This window comes from Stenotrophomonas sp. SAM-B, from assembly GCF_013387485.1.
Classification (GTDB): Bacteria; Pseudomonadota; Gammaproteobacteria; order Xanthomonadales; family Xanthomonadaceae; genus Stenotrophomonas; species Stenotrophomonas maltophilia_AA.
The window spans coordinates 605,737-626,617 of record NZ_JABBXB010000001.1 but is presented as its reverse complement, the minus strand read 5'-3'; the positions used below and the strand labels follow the sequence as shown (position 1 = coordinate 626,617).

Here is a 20,881-nt window from a genome sequence, read left to right as displayed (position 1 = left end):
GCCTTTCTGGAAACGCCGATGACCCGCTCCGCCCACGCGCTGTCCCGCCCGTCGATGCACCGCCGCCCGCTGCCGCAGGCCTTGCTGGTGGCCCTGTGCACCCTCGCTGTCGCGCCAGCGTTCGCGCAGGATGCCACCGCCGACGCCACCACCCTGGACAGGATCGTGGTCAAGGGCGAGCGCGCCGAAGGCTATTCGGTCCGCAGGACCTCGGCCGGTACCCGCTTCGATCTGGCCCCGCGCGAGATCCCGCAGTCGGTCAGCATCATCAGCCACCAGCGCATCGAGGATCAGAACCTCGATGACATCATCGACGTCCTCGCCAACACCACCGGCGTGAGCAGCACCCAGTCCGATACCGAGCGCACCGAGTTCTACGCGCGCGGCTTCTACATCGACAGCTACCAGTTCGACGGCCTGCCGACGCAGATGGTGCAGAACTGGAGCTACGGCGATTCCGGCCTGGACCTGGCCCTGTATGACCGCGTGGAAGTGGTGCGTGGCGCCACCGGCCTGCTGTCCGGCGCCGGCAACCCGTCCGCCTCGGTGAACCTGATCCGCAAGCATGCCGACAGCGCCGAGCTGACCGGCAACGTGTCGGTCAACGTCGGCAGCTGGGGCCGCACCCGCAGCACGGTGGACGTGACCACCCCGCTGAACGCCAGCGGCTCGGTGCGCGCGCGCGTGATCGGCAGCTACCTGGACACCGAATCGCAGATGGACCGCTACGACCAGCACAAGACGCTGGGCTATGCGGTGATCGACGCCGACCTGACCCCGGACACTCAGCTGAGCGTGGGCTACGACTACCAGCAGAAGCGGGCCAACGGCGCGACCTGGGGGGGCTTCCCGATGTGGTACTCCGACGGCACGCCCACACCGTACGACGAGTCCTTCAGCGCCAACCCGGGCTGGACCTACTGGGACACCACCAGCAAGCGCCTGTTCGCCACGCTGGAACACGCCTTCGCCAATGACTGGAAGATCAAGGTCGGCGCGACCCACGACAAGACCAACGCCAACGACAAGCTGTTCTACCCTTCGTACACCGCGTTCGACAAGGTGACCGGCAGCGGCATCACGCCGATGGCCGGTTTGTACAACACCGAGCGCAAAGTCGACAGCGTGGACGGCTTCGTGGAAGGTCCGTTCCAGCTGTTCGGCCGCGAGCACCAGTTCATGGCTGGCCTGAGCTACAACAAGCGCGAGTACGCCAACTACGGTGACTTCCAGATCGGCGGCGCCGGGTCCGCGTGGGGTCCGATCGACAACTATCTCAACTGGACCGGCAACTTCCCGGAACCGAACTGGAATCCGCTGAGCCTGGCCAGCCAGGGCACCATCACCCAGAAGGCCGGCTACGCGGCGACCCGCCTCTCGCTGGCCGATCCGTTGAAGCTGATCCTTGGTGCCCGTTACACCGACTGGAAGAGCGAAGGCGAAGGCGCCGACCGTTCGCACAAGGTCACCACCCCGTATGCGGGTCTGGTCTACGACCTCAACGGCACATACTCCACCTACGCCAGCTACACTGAGATCTTCCAGCCGCAGACGCTGCGCACCAAGTCGGGCAGCTACCTGGATCCGGTCGATGGCAAGAGCTATGAAGTGGGCGTCAAGGGGGCGTGGTTCGATAACCGCCTTAACGCATCGCTAGCTGTGTTCCGCATCGAGCAGGACAATGTGGGCCAGCCCACGATGGACAAGGTAGACGGCAATGAACTCGAAACGGCCTACATCGCCGCGCGCGGCACCGTAAGCCGAGGCGTTGAGTTCGAACTCAACGGCGAGCTCGCTCCGGGCTGGAACGCCACCTTCGGTGCGTCACGGTACGTGGCGAAGGACATAGACGGCGCGGACATCAACACGAACCTGCCGCAGACCACGATCAAGCTTTTCACCAGCTACACCCCGCAGTCGCTCACCGCACTGACGGTCGGTGGCGGCGCCAACTGGCAGAATCGGATCTACTATCCGATCCCAGACCTTGGCCGCTTCGAACAGGAAGGCTACGCGCTGGTGAGTGCCTTCGTGCGCTACCGCATCTCCCCGGAGTTCAGCGTGCAGGCCAACCTCAACAACCTGCTCGACAAGAAGTACCTCTCGCAGATCACCGGCTATGGCGCCTACGGCGATGGCCGGAACGGGTCGATCACATTCAACTGGTCGTTCTGACGTTCGGAACAGCCATGAAATGAGAAACAAAAGGCCGGGAGTTTCCCGGCCTTTTGCATTTTCATCGTTCATCCGCGCGTCCCGCAGCCTCCTCCACTCACGCGGCCCGCGTGCGTAGATGGAGACCTAGGGCCATCAGCAGGATCGCGGTCATTGCTGCACACGGCATCGCCACGCCGTTCCAGATATCCATGCACCCGTAGACTGTTTGCCCCAGCGCTGCGGCCTGCAGCGATGCAGAGAGAGTCTTCTTCATTGCGTCCTCCTAAAGGTTTGCCGAGTTGGCATTCAGCAGACTAGATGCGTCGGAGTGCAGCGATGCCTCGAAATGAAGGTTGTTTCTGCGTTGATGCCGCCCACTAGCGCGCCATTGACGTCTCTGCTGTCCGGGCTGTCACATCAGCCCGACTACGGTCGCGCGCGCAGCAGCGCCAATCCAAACCCGATGAAGATCGTGCCCACCACGCGGTCGAACACCTTGCGCAGCCCCGGCTTGGCCAGATGACCGGCCAGGCCGCGACCGCCGGCGGCGTACACCGCGTACCAGAACATCTCCATCACCGCGAAGGTGCCCACCAGGATCACGAACTGCGGCAGCTGCGGCTGGGCGAGATCGACGAACTGCGGCAGGAACGCGGAGGCGAACAGCAGCAGCTTCGGGTTGCTGATGCCGATGATGAAGCCGTCGCGGAACAGTACGGTGCGCGAACTGGGCACCAGCGCCGTGGTGCTGCCCACGTCGATCGGCGCATCACCGCCACGCCAGGCCTTGATGCCCAGGTAGACCAGATACGCCACGCCGGCATAGCGCAGCACGTCGAACACCATCGGCGACGCCTTGAGCACCGCGCCCAGCCCGGCGGCGGAGATCGCCAAGGCCAGCACCAGCGCGGTCAGGCAGCCGGCCATGGCCGCGATGCTGCGGCGGAAGCCGACCCGCACGCTGCGGGTCATCACGTGCAGCATGTTCGGGCCGGGCGTGCCGCACAGGACGAACACGGTGACGGCGAAGATCCACCAGGTATGCAGGTTCATGGCAATGCAGTTCAGGAGAGGGGTAGTGCCGGCCGCTGGCCGGCTCCCCATGATGCCTGACGCAGAATGCGCCAGCATGCCAGGCACCCGCGATGGCCGGTGTGCGCAACGCATTTGTCCGTCCCTGCACGCAGCGGGGCGCCTGACCGGTACTGCTGCAAGCCGCCACCGGGGCGCCGTGATGGCGCCCCGGTGGATCACCTCCGCATCAGCCCGCGATCAGAACCGCAGGTCCGCGCGCACGTACCAGTAACGTCCGCGCGGGATGTCGTAGGTCGAGGCGTCGTAGCCGTTGAGCGAGCATGACAGGCAGATCGGCGGATCCTTGTCGAACACGTTGTTCAGGCCGGCGCTGAGCTGCAGCCCCTTCATCCAGTCGACCTTGTAGCCCACCTGCATGTCGTGGAAGGTGGTCGCCGCCAGTTCGTTGGTGCCCTCGGCCTGGTTGCCGCAGATCGGGAAGGCGGCCACATCGCCGCACTCTTCGGTGAGCTTGGAGATATGGCGCACCGTCCAGGAGGCGTTCCAGTTGGACAGGTTCCAGCTCAGCGTGGCATTGCTGGTCCATTCCGGAATCGAGCTGTCGGCCACTTCCACGCCCGGCTCCTGCGGCTGCTTCTGTCCCGCGGCCCCCAAGGCCTCGTAACGCCCGACGAAGGTGTTCTGCCAGCCCAGCTTGAACTGGCCGATCTCCGTCTGCGGCAGGGTCCAGAACAGGTCCACATCCCAGCCATCGGTCTTGATCGAGCCCAGGTTGGTCAGCCGGTTGTTGAAGCTGCTGACCGCGCCGGTGGAGGCCCGCGAGATGCCGGCACAGTACAGCGGGTCCAGCGTATCCACGCACAGGTCGAGCTGGGTCTGGGCGTCGATCGCCTGGATCGCGCCTTCGATGTGGTGGCGGTAGAACGTCACCTCGACATCGAAGCGCTCCGACCAGGACGCATTGCTGCCGAACCACGGGCTCCACACGAAGCCGGCACTGAAGCTGCGCGAGCGCTCCGGATCCAGCTCGGCGTTGCCGCCGGTGGTGACCGAAATCTGCGAGTTGGCCTGCTGGAAGCCACCAGGCACGCCGAGGGCGGCGCAGTTGGCCGCATTGCCGCGGGGCGGCGTGCCGCCCAGCCCGACCGAGCAGGGATCGAACAGCTGCAGGTCGGCACGCGCGGCCGAGCCGTACAGTTCGCCGATCGACGGTGCACGGAAGCCTTCGGCATAGCTGGTACGCAGCACGAAGTCGTTGGTCACCTGCCAGCGCAGGCCGTACTTCGGCGTGAACTCGCCACCGAAGGTCGAGTAGTCCGAGTAGCGCCCTGCCAGGCTCAGGTCGAGCTTCTCGCCAAGCGCGCTCTTGGCGAAGATCGGCACGCTCAACTCCAGGTAGGCCTCGTTGACGTCGTAGGAGCCGGACGTGGGCAGCGAGGGCACGCCGTTGTAGTGGCCGATCACGGTCAGCGGATCCGGATCGTAGCGGCCCTCGTACTTGCGGTACTCATAGCCGGTGGCGAACGAGACCGGGCCGGCCGGCAGGGTGAACAGTTCGCTGCTGAGGTTGGCGGTGAACAGGCTCAACTCGTTCTGGCTGCGGTCGCGCACCACCGGCTGGATCCAGCGCAGCATGTCCGGCGTGATCGAGCCCACGCCACCGAAGATGTTCAGCGGCACGCAGCCGGGCGTGGCCGCGCACACCGCCGGATCGCCCAGCGCCATGTTGACCTTGTAGATGTCGTAGCTGCCGTAGTTGGTCTGCTCGGCCTTGTTCTTGCTGTACATCCCGTTGAGGTCCCAGAACCAGCTGCGGTCCGCCGCCTGGAACTGGCCGACCAGACCGGTGGCGAAGTACTGGGTGTTGACCTCCTGCTCGTATACGCGCGCGCCGCCTTCCACCGGGCGGCGGCCGATCAAGATCATATTGTCCGATGCAACCAGATCGAAGCCGAACGGGTTATACGGGTTGAGCCCGGAGACCACGATATTGTCCGCCAGCGGATTGCCGGTGGCGCCATCGGGGCCGAAGAACAGCGGCTCGGGTGCGGCCTGGTTGGTGGATTCGCGGCGGTTGCCCAGTGCCTTGATGTACCACTGGATGTCATCGGTGAGGTCGAAACGGAACTGCCCGAAGATGCCCTTCCGCTCGGACGGGGTGAGCACCATGTTGTAGTCGGCGAAGTTGAAGCGGTCGGCGGAAGTGAAGCAGTGGTAATCATCGCTGCGGGTGCAGCCGGCACTGCCGTCGTAACGTGGGTTGCTCACCCCGGTATTGGGCACGATGTCCTGCAACAATCCGGAAGTGGGGTCGATGATCTTGAAGCGCCCCTGCGGAATGCCGCCACTGCCGAACGCCAGTCCGGTGCCCGGGATCGGGAAGCGCGACTGCTCGCGGTCGCGCGCATACACCGGATCCTGCTTGGTCCAGCTGGCGCCGAGGAACAGGCTGTAGCGGTCGCCGCGGGTGCCCCACGCCAGGTCCACGCCCTTCTGGGTGCCGTCGCCCTTGCTGTACTCGCCGTAGTTCATCGTCACCTGCGCGCCGTCGAATTCGCGGCGGGTGATAATGTTCACCACACCGGCGATGGCGTCGGAGCCGTACAGCGAAGAGGCACCATCTTCGAGCACTTCGATACGCTCGACGATGGCCAGCGGAATGGTGTTCAGATCGGTCGCTGCGCCCACGCCGGATGCGGAGGACTCATTGACCCAACGGATGCCGTCGACCAGCACCAGGACCCGCTTGGCGCCCAGATGGCGCAGATCGACCTGGGCCGAGCCCGCGCCCACGCCGCTGCCATCCGGCGGGAAGCCGAAATTTCCCGAGGAATTGAACTTCGCATTGAGCGCCGAACCGGAACCGGTCAGCTGCTGCAGCACATCGCCGATCGAGGTCAGGCCGGTGCGCTCGATCTCGGTGCGGGTCAGGGTCTGGATCGGCACCTGCCCTTCCACCTCGGCCCGCTTGATGCGGCTGCCGGTCACTTCCACCCGGTCGAGGTCGGTAGTACTGCGTGGCGCGTCCTGCGCGCTGGCCAGGGCCGGCGCAGCCAGCAGCAGGCACAGCGATACGGCAACCGCCAGCGGGCGGTGATGCAGGTTGTTCATTCGCTCTCTCTCCAAAGGAATGGTGGGCGGACCTGCCGCGCCCCCCTGCATGGCGGCAGTGTCTCCTTTGTAAACAACCTGTAAATGTGAAGGAGTGACGCACGCCACTCTTTCACGCGTACTCGACAAAGCCGACTGCGTGGGAGGGCTGCGTTGAAAGCCCCTGGGGAGGCGGCATACAACAAAGAACGCCCTTGTTTCCAAGGGCGTTCGAGGGGAAGCAACGGGGCTGTCGGGCCGCTATTGGACGAACGCGATCCGGTCCATCCCGGCGTTGTTGGCCGCGGCCAGAACCTTGGCCATCACGTCATAGTGCGCGTCGGGATCGGCTGCAATGCGCAGCGTCGGCAGGTTGCCCGCATGGTCGTGCGCCTGTTCCTGCAGCCGCGACGCCAGCGTCTCCACGGCGATCGGCTGGCCGTTCCAGTAGGCCTGGTTGCCGGCGTCGACCCGCACCTCGATCGGGGACGGTGGCAACGTCGGGGGCACCACGGTGGTGGGCTGGGGAAGATGGACCGGAATCGGCAACGCCACCATCGGGGCGGTCACGATGAAGATGATCAACAACACCAGCATGACGTCGACCAACGGGGTCACGTTGATCTCAGCCAACGGTCCTGCATGTCCTGCTGCGCGGAAGGCCATGGTCTGCTCCTTGACAGGGGGCCGGCTGCCCCAAAGCCGACACTACGCCTGCGCCCTCCTCCTTCAGCGTCCTGGCAGGGATTCGTTCATCCTCGAGTCGGCTTGCCCTCACCGCCTTTCACCCGCCCCCGTTATGCTTTCGGCATGACACGACTTCCCCTGTATTTCTTCAGCGCGACCGTCCTGCTGGCCTGCACCGGCGTCAGCCCGGTAGCCGATGCCCAGAACCTGGATGCGCAGCGCGCGCAGCTCAAGGCCGTCATCGACAACGCCGAGCGCGGCCAGTTCGACCCCGCCCAGGCGGCCGCATTGAGCCGGCACCCGCTGTATGGCTGGGTGGAGTTCGCCAACCTGCGTCGCAACATCGATACCGTCAGCAACGCGCAGGCCCAGGATTTCCTCAAGCGCTACAGCGGCCAGGCCGTGGCCACCAGCTTCCGCAACGTCTGGCTGCCGGCCGTGGCCAGGCGCCAGGACTGGCCGACGCTGCTGGCCAACTGGACCGACACCACCAATGTCGGCCTGCGCTGCGCCCAGCTCAATGCGCGCCAGGCCACCGGCAAGGCCGATGCACAGTGGGTCAGCGAGGCCCAGGCGATCTGGCGCAGTACCGGCAAATCGCTGCCCGATGCCTGCGACCCGGTCTTCGCGGTCCTGGATGCCAAGGGTGGCCTGAACGCGGAACTGCGCTGGGCACGTATCGACGCTGCGGCCGATGAGCAGCAGCCTGCGGTGATGCGCAGCGCCGCACGCGGCCTGCCGGCGGCCGATCTGGCGCTGGCCAACACCTATGCCGCGTTCGTCGACAAACCCAACGCCAGCGCACTGAACTGGCCGCGCAACGAACGCAGCCGGCGCATCGCCACCGATGGCCTGGCCAAGCTGGCCAAGGCCGACCCGGGCGCTACCGAACAGCAGCTGCCGCAGTACGCCGATGCGCTGCAGCTGAGCGCCGCGCAGCGTGCGCAGGTGCTGTACCAGATCGCGCTGTGGACGGTGGCCTCGTACGGTCCCGAATCCGCCCGCCGCCTCAACGCCGTGCCCGAATCGGCGTACGACGAGCGCCTGCACGAATGGCGCGCACGCGAAGCACTGTCGCGCGGCGACTGGCCGGCGGCGCTGACGGCGATCCGCAAGATGGGCCCGACCCAGCGCGCCGACTCGCGCTGGCGCTATTTCGAAGCGCGCATGCTGGACAAGACCGGCAAGCGCAGTGAAGCGCAGGCCGCCTTCCGTGAGGCGGCCCGTGCGGCCACCTTCCATGGCTTCCTCGCCGCCGACCAGCTCGGCCAGAACTACACGCTGTGCCCGTGGGAACCCAACGACAGCGCCCAGGCGCAGGCAGCGGTCGCGCGGGACCCGGCGATCGTGCGGGCGATGGAGCTGTTCAAGATCGAACGGGCAGGCTGGGCCGTGGCCGAGTGGAACGATGCCCTCAGCCGCTACGACACCACCCAGCGTCGCCTCGCCGTGGAAGTCGCCCGTGACAACGGCTGGTTCGATCGTGCGGTGTTCTCGCTGGGCAAGACCCCGGACGAGCAGCGCCTGTATTCGCTGCGCTTCCCGCTGCACCACGACGACAGCATCCGCCGCGAGTCGGCGCGCAACGCCATCGACCCGGCCTGGGTCGCCGCGGAGATCCGCGCCGAGAGCATCTTCAATCCGAAGGCGCGCTCCCCGGCCAACGCCATGGGCCTGATGCAGGTCCTGCCGGCCACCGGTGCGGCCGTGGCCAAGTCGATCGGCCTGACCAACTACGGGGGTGCCGCCAGCCTGTACGACGCGGACACCAACATCGCGATCGGCACGGCCTACCTGCGCCAGCTGATGAACAAGTACGACGGCCTGCCCTACGTCACCATCGCCGCCTACAACGCCGGCCCGACCCCGACCGCCCGCTGGCAGTCGCAGCGTCCGGGCTTCGATCCGGACATCTGGATCGAAACCATCAGCTACAAGGAAACCCGTGAGTACGTCGCGCGCATCCTGGCTTTCAGCGTGATCTACGACTGGCGCTTGAACGGCGACGCGCTGCCGGTGACCGACCGCATGAACGGCCGCCTGCAGGTCAAGCGCAAGACGTTCGCCTGCGCGGCCAACGCCGACAAGGGCGGCGACTGACCGGTCTCCGGTATGCCGGCCGCTGGCCGGCTTCCCGACGCTGTCAGAACACCCCGGTAGTGCCGGCCGCTGGCCGGCTCCGCACAGTTCCCGACGATCATGAGGAGCCGGCCAGCGGCCGGCACTACGCTATTGCCCGGGTTCTTGGCGAGCCGGCCAGCGGCCGGCACTGCCGGTTGGCGTCGCGTTGGCCCACTGCGGCATCATGGGCGCATGAAGATCTATCTTGTCGGCGGCGCCGTACGCGACCGCCTGTTGCAGCGTTCCCCCGGCGACCGCGACTGGGTCGTGGTCGGGGCCACCCAGGCGCAGATGGAAGCGCAGGGCTACAAGGCCGTGGGCCGGGATTTCCCGGTGTTCCTGCACCCCGACACCGGTGAGGAATATGCGCTGGCCCGCACCGAGCGCAAGTCCGGCCGCGGTTACCGCGGCTTCGTGGTCGATGCCGATCCCTCGGTCACGCTCGAAGAGGATCTGCAGCGCCGCGATTTCACCATCAACGCGATCGCCTGCGATGAGGCCACCGGTGCCCTGGTGGATCCCTATGGCGGCGTGCGCGATATCGAACAGCGCGTGCTGCGTCATGTCGGCCCGGCCTTCGTCGAAGATCCGCTGCGCGTGCTGCGTGCGGCGCGCTTCATGGCGCGCTTTGCCCCGCTCGGCTTCACCGTAGCGGACGAGACGATGGCCCTGATGCGCGAGATCGCCGCCAGCGGCGAACTCGAGGCGCTTGTGCCCGAGCGCGTCTGGCAGGAACTGCGCCGCGCGCTGGCCTCCGCCCGGCCGTCCGCCTTCCTGCGCACCCTGCACGATGCCCATGCGCTGGGTGCGATCCTGCCCGAGCTGGAGGCGCTGTACGGCGTGCCGCAGCGCGCGGAGTTCCATCCGGAAGTCGATACCGGCGTGCACCAGGAAATGGTCAGCGACATGGCCGCGCAGCTGGCCCCGGGCGATGACCTGATCGGCTTCGCCGCGCTGACCCATGACCTCGGCAAGGGCCTCACGCCGCCCGACGAATGGCCGCGCCACATCATGCACGAGCAGCGCGGTGTCGCCCCGCTGCGCGCGCTGGCCGAACGCCTGAAGGTACCGGTCGATCACCGCCAGCTGGCCGAAGCGGTCTGCCGCGATCACCTCAACGTGCACCGCATCGACGAGCTGCGCGACGCCACCGTGCTCGAGCTGCTCGGCCGCTGCGACGGTTTCCGCCGCCCCGAACGCATCGCGCAGATCGCACTGTGCTGCGAAGCCGACAAGCGCGGCCGGCTCGGCTTCGAGGACAGCGACTACCCGCAGGGTGAAACGCTGAAACGCCTGCACCAGGCGGCGCTGGCAGTGCAGGCGCGCGATCTGGATCTGAGCGGATTGAAAGGGCCAGCGGTGGGTGACGCGCTGGCCAAGGCGCGGGTAAAGGCGATCAGCGCGGCGCGTACGCGCTGATCGATGCCTCGGCGGCAGATTCCGCCCCGCTTGATCCAGGCCGCTTCGCACCGCGCTCTCCCTGCTGCGGATGGCCTCCCGCAGCGTCCCGGACGCGCAGGCTCACCAGTCGAAGCGCAGTCCGACGTTGCCCTCGATCACCTTGCGCTCCTTCCGCGCACTGCTTTCCAGGTCACGCGTGTAATCGGCCACTGCAAACGCACTGACGTTGCTGTTGAAACGCGCCACCACGCCCACGCCCACTTCCAGCGCGCGCGCATCCTGCTGGTTGAGGATGCGGTTGCTGTCGAAATCGATGCGGTCTTCGCCGTCCAGGGTCTGCCAGTAATTGAGCTTGATGTACGGCTGCCAGCCGTTGCCTGCGATGTCGTAGTCGGCGGCCAGGCGCAGGCCGACGCGTCCGGTCCAGGCGTTGTCGTTATCGAAGCGCAGCGCGGACACCGCGTCACCGGCATCATCCACCGACGTGCGCTGCCAGATCACCTGCAACTGGGGTTCCAGCCACCACGCACTTTGCCCGAAGCGCAGCAGCGGCTTGCCCACTTCCAGCGAGGCGGTGGTGCCATCGCCGCGCACGTCGATGCCGAGGCCGCGGGACGAGGTTGCATCACCGTCGTAGCGGCTCTGCATGACCACCGCATCCAGGTAGCCACCTTCGCTGCCTACGCGGGTCCAGTACAGGCCCACGTGCTTGTCATCGAGCCGCGTGCGGCCCACCGCGACGTTCTCCCAGCCGATCGCAAAACCGGTCACGTTGCCCTGCGCGCGGGTGCGGCCGACGAATACGCCGAACTGGTCGCGGTGGGTGTCTGCTGCATTGGCGTACAGGTCCAGACCGGCCTGGATGCCCTGGATATCACCGTCGAAGCCGGGCTGCGCGTCGCCGTCCCACTGCTGTTCGTGGCTCTGCCCCACCAGCCGCGCCCAGGCCGCGCGCACGCCGCCCTGGCCGGCCAGCACGCGCTGCTCGCCTTGGCGTTCGTGGAAGGTGCCCAGGCTGGCCAGGCTGGTTTCGCGCAGCAGCGGCGGCACCACCGAGTACAGGCCGGTCTCGAAGCGGTACAGCGGAATGATGTCGCCCTGCGCGGCGCGCGCACCGGGCGTGGGCGGCACCGCCAGCGGCCCGGGGACCCCCGCCACGTCGGTGGGCACCGGCGGCGGCGTATCGATGGTGGGCGGCGCGACGTCGGCCGGATCGGCCGGCTCCGGCGGCGGGGCCGGCTCGGGCGCGGCCGGGTTGGGGTCATCCGGTGGGTTGACGTCTGGCGGCGGCGGCGGTGCCGGCGGCAGCTCGACCGGCGGCGTGCCGGTACTGTCCGGCGGCGGCGGCAGCGTGGTGCCGCCGCCCGGGGGCGGCGCGGGGGCCGGGGTGACGCTGGCCACCAGGGTGGAGCGCAGGTACCAGTTCTCGGCCGTGCCGCCGCTGACCCCGCCCTTGAACAGGAAGTACTCGTACGCACCGGCGGCGACCGGGTTGTACAGCGCGAATGCGGTGGGCGCGGTGGTGGCGCCATTGATCGCCTGCACCACCAGGATGCCATCGGCCACGGTGGAGGCACCGGCGCCGCCGGCATTGAGGATGCCCACGCCGGTGGTGCCGCTGGCGCTGCCGGTGGAGATCACCAGTTTGTCCGACGCCGAACTGTCGTCGCCCAGCACCGTGTTGAGATACAGCGCGCCGCCATTGCCGACGTAATTGCCGACCACGGTGAAGGTGTCGCCCACGCCGCCGCCGTTGCTCAGGTCGATGCGACCGGCGTTGGTGAGCGTGGCCAGCTGCCCGGCCACGAACGGGGCGACGCCACCGTTGCTGCCACCGCCGAACACGGCACTGGTGGCATCGATGTCCAGGCGGCCGGTGCCGCTGGCGCTGTCGCCGAGCACCAGGGTGCCGTCGAAGGCCAGCTGGGTATCGTCGCGCAGGCTGACCTGCTCCCAGTTGGTGAAGCGCGACACCCCACTGGTCTTGATATTGTCGAAGCGGAGCACGTCATTGCCCAGGCCGCCGTCGAAGGATGGCAGTGCGCCCAGGTGGGCGGTATTGAGGTTGGTCAGCTGCGCGACGTCATCTCCCTCACCGAAATCGATCGCCCCGTGGACCACGCCGCCACCGTTCCAGGCCAGGCTGTCATTGCCGAAGCTCAGGCGAATCTCGCCGCGAACGGTGCCGCCGGTAAGGGTCACCGCGTCATCGCCGCCACTGACGCTGATGTTGCCGCCGATGTACCCGTCGGACAGCACGATGGTGTCGCGGCCGAAGCCGGTGACCAGGTTGCCGTCGATGGTGCCGCCGGACATCAGGAAGGTGTTGTCGTCCAGCTTCATGTTGACGCGGCCGATGCGGCCGCCGGTCATTTCGGCGTAGTCCCCATCGTCGAACGCACCGACAATGCGCCCGCCGGTCATGCGGAAACGGTCCAGTGCATCGCCCTGCAGCAGCGCGCCCAGGCTGCCACCGGTCATCAGGAAGGTGTCGATGCCCGATCCCTGCTGCACGGTGCCGGTGACGCTGCCGCCGCTGATTTCCAGGCTGTCCTCGCCATCGCCCTGGTCGATGCTGTCGATCACCCCGTCGCGGATCACCACGGTGTCATTGCCTGCGCCCTGCAGCACGCCGCCCTGGATGCTGCCGCCGAGCATGTCGATGCGGTCGTTGCCGGCACCGGACACGACCCCGCCGGTACTGCCGGCAATGGTGCCGCGGTTGATCAGGTAGGTTGCGCCGTTGAGCTGCAGCGCGCGCCCTGCGGTGGCGATGATGCTGCCGTTGTTGTTGATGACATGTCCGGTCCCGGCCTGCACGGTGATCGCATTGCCGGCGGCGATGCCGAGCTGCGCGTTGGCCAGCACGTTGATGGTGGTGTTGGACGCGCCGCCGACGGTGATGATCGCCACCGGATCGGGATTGGGCGCTGCGGTCGAGCAGGTCACCGTCTGCCCCTGGCCAGGTGCGGGATTGTCGCAGCCTGCCCAGGCCGGGGCGGTACCGGCCAGCAGGACCGTGCCAAGCGCGCCCCCACAGCCCCGACGCAGCCAATGTGAAATGCGGTCGGCCAGCACGGTGTGTGCCGGCGAAGCGGGCATGGAGCGCATACGCCTTTCCTGTTCAACAAGAGGGGGGTACGGCAACGGCCCCGTGCTTCTACCCAGACCGGCATCAGTACTTTTACTGCCGCGCCGTGACGGGGGGGTAAAAGAATCGGACGCCAGCCTCAGATCTTGAGGTAGATCCGCCGCGCGTCCAGCACCCACACCACGCCCCACCACAGCGCGACGAACCCCACTGCACACAGCAGCGACGCCAGCGTGGGGGCGCTTGGCAGCGCTGTGGCGACGGCCTGGTACAGGCAGGCCCAGGCGCCGCTGGCGATCAGCACCAGCACCATCGCCGACGAGCCGAGGTAGGCAGCAATCGCATTCACGCCAAAGCGGCGGCCAACCGCGGGCAGGCCGCAACGGTCGATCAGCAGGTGCGCCAGCAGCAGCAACACCACCGAGAGCGCACCACTCCACAGCACGTAGCTGGGGGTCCACAGCTGTTTGTTGAGGGGTAGCCAGAGCATCGCCAACGCACCGCCCGCCAGGCTGGCCACCGCCAACGCGGCCAATGCGCCCATGCGACCGGCCCGCAGCCACGCACCGGCGCGCAGGCCGAGCAGCGTGCTGGCGATCGCCCCCAGGCTGCTCAGCAGTCCTTCCGGGTCATGCCCCAGGCCGGTGAGCGCGGAATACTTGTAGAGGAACGGGGCGAACAGCGCGGTATCCAGCCGGCTGGCCGGATTCACCCAAGGCTGCAGCGAATCGGCAGACAGCAGGATCGCGGCATACCCCGCCAGCAGGCCCACGATCACCGCCCATTGGGTCCGCGCCTGCGTGTAGATCGCCAGCACGCCGACCACCGCCACGCACAGCGCGATCCGCTGCAGCACACCCCACAGGCGATACGCCGGCAGCTCGAACAGCCACCACGCCAGCAGGTGCAGCAGCGCACCGGCGATCAGGATGCGCAACGCGCGTTGCAGAACCCCACGCACCAGCGCCGGACGCGTGGCCGGATCGCCCGCGCGCGGGGCCAGACTGAAGGCCATCGAGACGCCGGCGATGAACAGGAACAGCGGGAAAATCAGATCGGTCGGGGTGAAGCCGTGCCAGTCCGCGTGCAGCAGCGGCGCGTAGACATGGCTCCAGTCGCCCGGGTTGTTGACCAGCAGCATCGCCGCGACGGTCAGGCCGCGCAGCGCGTCGATCGACCCCATCCGTCCTGACGGCGTGGCGCTCATACGTCTTCGCGCTGCCCGGCGATCCAGGTGCTGCGCACCTGCAGGGCGTCATCGAGCAGTACCAGATCGGCGTGATGCCCTTCGGCGATATGCCCGTAACGGTCATCCAGATTCAGGAACTGCGCGGGATAGGTGGAGGCCATCCGCGCCGCTTCGGCCAGCGAAACGCCCAGCAGCTGCACGCTGTTGCGCACCGCCGTGGCCATGTCCAGCGCCGAGCCGGCCAGCGAGCCGGCCGCATTGCGCACCACGCCGTCCACGGCGGTGATGACCTCGCCGTACAGTTCATAGCGGGGGTCTTCCGCACCGACCGGCGGCATCGCGTCGGTCACCAGCATGACCTTGCCACGCGGCTTGGTCGCCAGCGCCACGCGCAGGCTGGCCGGGTGCACGTGCACGCCGTCGGCGATGATGCCGACCCAGCTGTCGCGGTCTTCCAGCGCCGCTCCCACTGCGCCCGGCTCGCGCCCGGTCAGCGGCGACATCGCGTTGTACAGATGGGTGAACCCACGGATGCCCGCCTCCAGGCCGGCACGCGCCTCTTCATAGCTGGCGGCGGTGTGACCTGCCGCCACCACCACGCCCCGTTCGACCAGCGCGCGGATGCTCTCCAGCGGCACCCGTTCGGGGGCCAGCGTGAGCAGGGTGACGCCGTTGTCCAACGAAGCCGCCAGGGCAATCTCGGCGGCATCGGGGACGCGGAATTTGTTGGCATCGTGGGTGCCCTTGCGCGCCGGCGCGATGTAGGGGCCTTCCAGGTGGATGCCCAGCACGCCGGGCACGCCTTCGCTGATCGCCTGGCGGGTCGCGGCGATGGCCGCGCGCATCACCTGCACGTCGTCGCTGATCAGGGTCGGCAGCAGCCCGGTGGTGCCGAAGCGGCGGTGCGCCTGCGCCAGCGTGCGCAGCGTGGCGACATCCGGACTGTTGTTGAACAGCACCCCGCCGCCGCCGTTGACCTGCGCATCGATGAAGCCCGGCAGCAGCCAGCCGCCGCCCAGGTCCACCTGCTCATCGGCCTGGCCGAGCATCGGCGCGGCATCGGAAACCAGCGCGGTGATCCGCCCGCTTTCGATCACCACCGCCAGGTCATCGCGGAAGTCGTCGCCGGCCAGGATGCGGGCGTTGCGCAGGACAGTTTTCATCAGACGGTTTCCGTCACCTTGTTCAGATGCGGCGGCAGATCGGGGTTGTGCCCGCGACGCAGCGCCAGCGCGTTGATCGCGCGGTAGAAGCTCTGGATGGTCAGCAGCGGCGCGCAGGCCGGGTGCGGTGCGACCGGCAGCGGCAGGTCGCCACCGACATCGGCCAGCCACACCTGGGCATCGCGCGCGGCGAACTCGCCCAGCACCGCGCGGGTGCCGGCACCGGTTTCATCCGGCTGGGCGAACGCCAGCACCGGGAAGCCCGGGCCGACCAGCGCCATCGGGCCGTGCTTGACCTCGGCCGAGCTGTAGGCCTCGGCGTGCAGGCCGCAGGTTTCCTTGAATTTCAGCGCTGCTTCCTGCGCGGCGGCCAGGCCAAGGCCACGGCCGAGCACGAACAGGTTGTGCGCCGGCACCAGGCCCTCGGTCAGCGACGACCAGTCGTTGTTCCAGGCTTCGCGCAGGGCATCGGGCAGCGCGCGCAGCGAAGCGATCAAGCCCACGTCCTGCGTCCAGTACGCCACCAGCTGCAGGATGGCCGACAGCGAGGCCAGGTAGCTTTTGGTCGCCGCGACGCTGCGCTCGGCGCCGGCGCCCAGCGGGATCACCGTTTCGGCCAGCTGCGCCAGCGGCGAATCCTCGACATTGACCAGCGCCACCACGCGCGCGCCGGCCGCACGGGCGGCCTCGGCGTTGCGCAGCAGGTCGGGGCTCTTACCCGACTGCGAGATCACGATGTACAGCGCGCCACGCAGCTTCAGCGGCGCTTCGTAGACCGAGCCCACCGACGGCGAGGCCGAGGCGGTCACCAGCCCCAGCCGCGTTTCCAGCAGGTACTTGGCATAGGTGGCGGCATGATCGGAACTGCCCCGCGCGCAGGTCACCACGAACGGCGGCGGCGCCGCGCGCAGGCTGGCCGCCAGCGTCTCCACGGCCACCTGGTTGCGCGCGAACTGCGCGGCTATCACATCGGCAGCCTCGGCGGCTTCGCGGTACATCAGGGTGTCGTGGGGAGCAGGCAGGGACATGGGGACTCAGGTCGTTTCAGGAGAAGGAAGCCGTGCACCCTGCGGGCGCATCGGCGCGGTGGAACCACGCACCACCAGCTGCGGCACGAAGCCCTGGTTGCGCAGCTGCAGCGGAGCTTCGTCGTAGGCATCGCTGCGCAGCTGCGCGATCAGCAGGCGCGCGGCATGCCGGGCGATGTCTTCGGTGGCCTGCTTGGCGGTGGTCAGCGGCGGCCAGGACTGGCGCGAGAACGGACTGTCCTCGAAGCCTGCGATGGACAGGTCGTAGGGCACGTTCATGCCCGCCGACTTGGCCGCGGCCAGCACGCCGGCGGCAATTTCATCGTTGGAACCGAAGATCGCGGTAGGCGGCTCGCGCAGCGCCAACAGGCGGCGCGCACCGCGGAAACCGTCGTCAAAGGTGTAGTCGCCCTGCACCACCAGGTGCTTGTCCACGCTCATGCCGTAATCGCGCAGCGCCGCCTCGTAGCCGGCATGGCGCTCCACGCTGGAGCCGTGCGAACTGCTGCCCCACAGGAAGCCGATGCGCTGGTGGCCGAGCTGGATCAGGTGCTCGGTGACCTCGTAGGCGGCCTCGCGGTCGTCGACGAACACGCAGGCACCATCTTCCGGGTCGGCGGTGCCGGCGATGATGCGCGCCAGCTTGATCCCTCGCCCGGTCAGCGCCGCCACCAGGTCGCGGCGCTCGGACATCGGCGCGGTCAGCACCAGCCCGGCCAGGCGCGAACGCTGCACCCAGTCGGCCAGTTCTTCGGCCAGCATCGGTGAGCTGGAATCGCAGGGATGGATCTGCAGCCCGAACCCGGTCTCGCGACACGCAGCGAGGACGCCGTTCTGCATGCCGATGATGTGGTACGGATTGGGGTTGTCGTAGACCAGCCCGATCACCAGGGTGGTACCGGTGCGCAGGTTGCGCGCGGCCGGATCGGGCTCGTAGTCCAGTTCGGCAATCGCGCGCAGGACACGCGCGCGGGTGGCCTGCATCACCGAGGGCTCATTGTTGATGACGCGCGAGACGGTCTTCAATGACACCTTGGCCCGTTCGGCGACATCCTTGATGGTCGCTCTGCGCATGGCTTTGTCCTGCGGGTTCCGTGGAGCGTCCATGATCGCCGATCACTGCCCGTCGCGGGGCAGGCCGATCCGGTGGCCGCGCACTGAATAGAACAGGATGTAGAGGTAGCAGGGAATCATCAACCCGGCGAACACCCACTGGAAATCGAAGTGCTGCTTGAGCACGGCGAACAGCTGCGGAATGATCGCGCCACCGGCGATGGCCATCACCAGCAGGGCCGAGCCGGTTTCGGTGAAACGGCCCAGGCCGCGGATCGCCAGCGGGAAGATTGCCGGCCACATCATCGCGTTGGCAAAGCCGAGCGCCGCCACGAAGCCCACCGAGACATAGCCGTGGGTGAGCAGCGCGCCCGTGCAGAACACCACCCCCAGCACCGCGGAGATGCTCAGGTAGCGCGACTGCGAGACCAGGTGCGGAATCATCGCCAGGCCGGCCAGGTAGCCCAGCAGCATGCCGCCCAGGGTGATCGAGGTGAACATCTTGGTCTGGTCCAGCGGCAGGTTGAAGCTGTGGCCGTAGGTGCCGATCGCATCACCGGCCATCACTTCCGCGCCGACATAGACGAACAGGCACAGCACGCCCAGCCACAGGTGCGGGAACTGGAAGATGCTGGTGCGCTCGGCCACCCCCGGCGCGCGGGCCGGCGTGGCGTTGGCTTCGGACGTCTTCAGTTCGGGCAGCGGCGAGAACAGCACACCCACCGCCAGTACCACCAGCACCCCCGCCATCACCATGTACGGCAGCTGGATCTTGCTGGCGAAGGTATCCAGCAGCGCATTGCGCACTACCGGGTCGGCCGCGGCCACCTGCTCGGTCAGATCGCCGATGCCGTGCAGCACCAGCGTGCCGATCAGCACCGGGGCGAGCATGCCGGCGATCTTGTTGCAGATGCCCATTACCGCGATACGGCGCGCGGCCGTCTCGATCGGGCCGAGGATGCTGATGTACGGGTTGACCGCCGTCTGCAGCAGGGCCAGCCCGCTGCCGATGATGAACAGGCCGCTGAGCGCGCCCGGATACCAGCGCTGCTGGGCGAAGTGGGCGAACACCACCGCGCCGGCCGCCATCACCAGCAGGCTCAGGCTCAGGCCTTTCTTCATGCCGGTGCGCTTGAGGATCCACGAGGCCGGCAGCGCCAGGAAGAAATACGACAGGTAGAAGACCATCAGCACCAGGAAGGCGCCGACCTCGTCCAGCTCGAAGGCGAGCTTGACGAAAGTGATCAACGGGCCGTTGAGCCAGGTGAAGAAGCCGATCAGGAAGAACAGCACGCCGATGATCAGGATCGAGGTGAGCACGCTCGAACGCGCGGAGGCAGCAGGCACGGCAGACATCAGGGAGGCTCCTGCATCGACGGCACCGGAGCGGCGTCGGAAGAGTGACTGGGAACAACGTTGTCACATTTATTCGTTGCCGCCGCCGGGTTTGTCAACAACTGGTTCACGCCGCCCCCGCGCATTTTCCTTTGCTGCACCTGCGCAATCTGGCGGCAACGCTCGCGGCGGGAGGAGCGGAGCCCGTATTCACGGGAGTTTGCAAAAACATGACGGCGCCGTGATGAAAACGTTTTCGTGCGCAAACCCACGTTGCGACGCAACATCGAAAGTCTGAGGTTATCGTTGACATCGTTGTCAGAACGATTACAGACTCCGCCTCAATCGCCGGGTCCGCCCTGGCCACGCCCAACCGATGGAGTCCGTGTGACCAACGCCGCCCACGCTGTTCCGGCCCATGCCCCGCCCGCCGCGATGCCGCCGTTCCTGGCGGCCGACGTGGGTGGTACGCATGTCCGGGTTGGCCGGGTCCAGGCCAGTGCCGATCCGGCCCATCCGGTCGAACTGCTGGACTACCGCAAGTTCCGCAATGCGGATTACGCCGGCCTCAGCGCGATCCTGTCCGACTTCCTGGCCGATGGCCCGCGCCCGACGCATTGCGTGGTCGCCACCGCCGGCTATGCCCGCGACGACGGCACGGTGATCACCGCCAACCTGCCCTGGCCGCTGTCGGCGCGGCAGATCGAGCGGGAGGTCGGCCTGGACCAGGTCTACATCGTCAATGACTTCGAGGCCGTGGCCTATGCCGCCGCCCAGGTCGATGCCAGCGGCGTGCTCCAGCTGACCGGCCCGGCCACCGCCCCGCGCGGCCCGACCCTGGTGGTCGGCCCGGGCACCGGGCTCGGCGCGGCCGTGTGGATCCCGACCGCACATGGCGCGGTGGTCCTGGCTACCGAAGCCGGCCAGCCCACCCTGGCCACCACCACCGAACTGGAGATGGCGATCGTGCGGCAGATGCTGCGTGAGCGCTCGCATGTCTCGGTCGAGCAGGCGCTGTCCGGCCCCGGCCTGATGAATCTGTATCGCGCCCTGTGCGCGTTGAACGGCCAGGCGCCGACGCTGACCACCCCCGATGCGGTCACCGCCGCCGCGATGGCCGGCCACGACCCGCTCGCGCGGCAGAGCCTGGACGTGTTCTGCGGCCTGCTCGGCAGCACGATCGGCGACATGGCACTGCAGTACGGCGTCACCGGCGGTGTCTACCTGGCCGGCGGCATCCTGCCGCAGATCCGCGACTTCCTGTTGAACAGCACGTTCGTCGAGCGGTACCTCAACAAGGGGCCGATGCGCGAGGCGCTGGAACGCATTCCCGTGAAGGTGGTCGAGCACGGGCAGCTGGGCGTCATCGGCGCCGCCAGCTGGTACCTCGGCCGCTCGGACACCTGATCTGCCGCGGCGCCGGGATCGGCGCTGCGGACAACGCACCACGCAGTACGTAGCACCCAAGGCGCACCGGACAACAGGCGCGCGGCACAGTCGTACCAGACGCAAGCAAACAGACGCCGTCGCC

14 protein-coding genes are annotated in these 20,881 nt (G+C 67.7%); 4 read left to right on the top strand and 10 right to left on the bottom strand.

What is annotated here, in order from left to right; genetic code table 11:
* Nucleotides 1-18 precede the first annotated feature (18 nt).
* Nucleotides 19-2,175, top strand: coding sequence for a ferric-rhodotorulic acid/ferric-coprogen receptor FhuE (gene fhuE / locus HH110_RS02690; RefSeq protein ID WP_176988201.1), 2,157 nt, complete (start codon nucleotides 19-21; stop codon nucleotides 2,173-2,175).
* Between the two features lie 97 nt (nucleotides 2,176-2,272).
* Here the strand turns inward: fhuE and HH110_RS02685 are convergent, their stop codons facing one another.
* From HH110_RS02685 to HH110_RS02670, 4 genes are all read right to left on the bottom strand, one after another.
* Entirely contained in the window at nucleotides 2,273-2,431 is a 159-nt protein-coding gene (locus tag HH110_RS02685; RefSeq protein ID WP_176988200.1) for a hypothetical protein, read from the bottom strand.
* 152 nt (nucleotides 2,432-2,583) lie between these two features.
* On the bottom strand, nucleotides 2,584-3,210 hold the full coding sequence (locus HH110_RS02680) for a LysE family translocator (protein ID WP_176988199.1): 627 nt from the start codon (nucleotides 3,208-3,210) through the stop codon (nucleotides 2,584-2,586).
* Nucleotides 3,211-3,429: 219 nt separating this feature from the next.
* The gene (locus HH110_RS02675) at nucleotides 3,430-6,303 is read right to left on the bottom strand and encodes a TonB-dependent receptor (RefSeq protein ID WP_176988198.1); all 2,874 of its coding nucleotides are present in this window, start codon (nucleotides 6,301-6,303) and stop codon (nucleotides 3,430-3,432) included.
* A 240-nt stretch (nucleotides 6,304-6,543) separates the two neighbouring features.
* Nucleotides 6,544-6,948 carry a biopolymer transporter ExbD gene (locus HH110_RS02670; RefSeq protein WP_176988197.1) on the bottom strand — a complete coding sequence of 135 codons (405 nt, stop codon included), beginning with the start codon at nucleotides 6,946-6,948 and terminating at the stop codon, nucleotides 6,544-6,546.
* 144 nt (nucleotides 6,949-7,092) lie between these two features.
* Here HH110_RS02670 and HH110_RS02665 point away from each other — a divergent pair, with 144 nt between their 5' ends.
* Nucleotides 7,093-9,069, top strand: a complete 1,977-nt coding sequence (locus tag HH110_RS02665) for a transglycosylase SLT domain-containing protein (protein WP_241696371.1) — start codon at nucleotides 7,093-7,095, stop codon at nucleotides 9,067-9,069.
* A gap of 213 nt (nucleotides 9,070-9,282) precedes the next feature.
* Complete coding sequence (locus HH110_RS02660) at nucleotides 9,283-10,509, top strand: multifunctional CCA addition/repair protein (RefSeq protein ID WP_176988196.1); 1,227 nt, start codon at nucleotides 9,283-9,285, stop codon at nucleotides 10,507-10,509.
* A gap of 102 nt (nucleotides 10,510-10,611) precedes the next feature.
* On the opposite strand, the gene HH110_RS02655 is transcribed toward HH110_RS02660, so the two are convergent.
* From HH110_RS02655 to HH110_RS02630, 6 genes are all read right to left on the bottom strand, one after another.
* Nucleotides 10,612-13,602 carry an autotransporter domain-containing protein gene (locus tag HH110_RS02655; protein ID WP_241696370.1) on the bottom strand — a complete coding sequence of 997 codons (2,991 nt, stop codon included), beginning with the start codon at nucleotides 13,600-13,602 and terminating at the stop codon, nucleotides 10,612-10,614.
* A 119-nt stretch (nucleotides 13,603-13,721) separates the two neighbouring features.
* Complete coding sequence (locus tag HH110_RS02650; RefSeq protein WP_176988195.1) at nucleotides 13,722-14,789, bottom strand: acyltransferase family protein; 1,068 nt, start codon at nucleotides 14,787-14,789, stop codon at nucleotides 13,722-13,724.
* A complete protein-coding gene (gene nagA, locus HH110_RS02645; protein ID WP_176988194.1) occupies nucleotides 14,786-15,934 on the bottom strand; it encodes an N-acetylglucosamine-6-phosphate deacetylase in 1,149 nt (382 codons plus the stop codon). Before nagA ends, HH110_RS02650 begins: the two co-directional genes overlap by 4 nt.
* Nucleotides 15,934-16,962, bottom strand: a complete 1,029-nt coding sequence (locus HH110_RS02640) for an SIS domain-containing protein (RefSeq protein WP_176988193.1) — start codon at nucleotides 16,960-16,962, stop codon at nucleotides 15,934-15,936. The genes nagA and HH110_RS02640 overlap by 1 nt, the downstream gene beginning before the upstream one ends.
* 6 nt (nucleotides 16,963-16,968) lie before the next feature.
* Nucleotides 16,969-18,036, bottom strand: coding sequence for a LacI family DNA-binding transcriptional regulator (locus HH110_RS02635; protein WP_176988192.1), 1,068 nt, complete (start codon nucleotides 18,034-18,036; stop codon nucleotides 16,969-16,971).
* A 42-nt stretch (nucleotides 18,037-18,078) separates the two neighbouring features.
* Complete coding sequence (locus HH110_RS02630; protein WP_176988191.1) at nucleotides 18,079-19,371, bottom strand: sugar MFS transporter; 1,293 nt, start codon at nucleotides 19,369-19,371, stop codon at nucleotides 18,079-18,081.
* A 414-nt stretch (nucleotides 19,372-19,785) separates the two neighbouring features.
* Here HH110_RS02630 and HH110_RS02625 point away from each other — a divergent pair, with 414 nt between their 5' ends.
* Nucleotides 19,786-20,757 (top strand): glucokinase family protein, encoded by a 972-nt coding sequence (locus HH110_RS02625; RefSeq protein WP_176988483.1) that lies wholly within the window; start codon nucleotides 19,786-19,788, stop codon nucleotides 20,755-20,757.
* Nucleotides 20,758-20,881: the final 124 nt, after the last annotated feature.

Excerpts from the sequence above, each read along its gene's own strand:
- fhuE (WP_176988201.1), top strand. The coding sequence starts at position 19 with ATGACCCGCTCCGCCCACGCGCTGTCCCGCCCGTCGATGCACCGCCGC.
- HH110_RS02630 (WP_176988191.1), bottom strand. The coding sequence starts at position 19,371 with ATGTCTGCCGTGCCTGCTGCCTCCGCGCGTTCGAGCGTGCTCACCTCG.
- HH110_RS02680 (WP_176988199.1), bottom strand. The coding sequence starts at position 3,210 with ATGAACCTGCATACCTGGTGGATCTTCGCCGTCACCGTGTTCGTCCTG.
- HH110_RS02685 (WP_176988200.1), bottom strand. The coding sequence starts at position 2,431 with ATGAAGAAGACTCTCTCTGCATCGCTGCAGGCCGCAGCGCTGGGGCAA.
- HH110_RS02625 (WP_176988483.1), top strand. The coding sequence starts at position 19,786 with ATGCCGCCGTTCCTGGCGGCCGACGTGGGTGGTACGCATGTCCGGGTT.
- HH110_RS02635 (WP_176988192.1), bottom strand. The coding sequence starts at position 18,036 with ATGCGCAGAGCGACCATCAAGGATGTCGCCGAACGGGCCAAGGTGTCA.
- HH110_RS02660 (WP_176988196.1), top strand. The coding sequence starts at position 9,283 with ATGAAGATCTATCTTGTCGGCGGCGCCGTACGCGACCGCCTGTTGCAG.
- HH110_RS02650 (WP_176988195.1), bottom strand. The coding sequence starts at position 14,789 with ATGAGCGCCACGCCGTCAGGACGGATGGGGTCGATCGACGCGCTGCGC.
- HH110_RS02675 (WP_176988198.1), bottom strand. The coding sequence starts at position 6,303 with ATGAACAACCTGCATCACCGCCCGCTGGCGGTTGCCGTATCGCTGTGC.
- HH110_RS02640 (WP_176988193.1), bottom strand. The coding sequence starts at position 16,962 with ATGTCCCTGCCTGCTCCCCACGACACCCTGATGTACCGCGAAGCCGCC.
- HH110_RS02670 (WP_176988197.1), bottom strand. The coding sequence starts at position 6,948 with ATGGCCTTCCGCGCAGCAGGACATGCAGGACCGTTGGCTGAGATCAAC.
- HH110_RS02665 (WP_241696371.1), top strand. The coding sequence starts at position 7,093 with ATGACACGACTTCCCCTGTATTTCTTCAGCGCGACCGTCCTGCTGGCC.
- nagA (WP_176988194.1), bottom strand. The coding sequence starts at position 15,934 with ATGAAAACTGTCCTGCGCAACGCCCGCATCCTGGCCGGCGACGACTTC.
- HH110_RS02655 (WP_241696370.1), bottom strand. The coding sequence starts at position 13,602 with ATGCGCTCCATGCCCGCTTCGCCGGCACACACCGTGCTGGCCGACCGC.